The organism is Streptococcus mitis subsp. hohhotensis, from assembly GCF_020089495.2.
Taxonomy (GTDB): Bacteria; Bacillota; Bacilli; order Lactobacillales; family Streptococcaceae; genus Streptococcus; species Streptococcus hohhotensis.
Genome location: NZ_JAIRCA020000026.1, coordinates 7,979 through 8,332 on the forward strand (window position 1 = coordinate 7,979; position 354 = coordinate 8,332).

Genomic DNA, 354 nt, shown 5'->3' on the forward strand with positions numbered 1-354 from the left:
CACAGAAGAGGTTGTAGTCAAAGTTCCAGTTAAAATTCAACGCGATACAGATGGAGACGGTATTCCAGATGTTAAGGATCCAGATGATGACAATGATGGAATTCCAGATGAGGAAGAAATCAAAAATGGAACAGATCCAAAAGTAGCAGATAACTTAACAGGAACAGTAACAGAAAAAACTGTACCAGAGAAAAAACCAGTCCCAGCAAATACTAAGGTAATCACACCAAACAAACCAGGTACAACGATTACAACAGATAAACCAGTAAATGGTTTAACAGTTGATAACGGCGGAAATCTAAAAGGAACACCAGAAGTAGACAATTGGGAACCAAAAGAAGAAGAACGCACAGT

1 protein-coding gene is annotated in these 354 nt (G+C 38.4%); it reads left to right on the forward strand.

Annotation, left to right across the window (positions count from 1 at the left end; translation table 11 throughout):
* The coding region (locus K4Z77_RS08940) for a hypothetical protein (protein ID WP_224219108.1) at positions 1 to 354 on the forward strand (354 nt) is incomplete at both ends.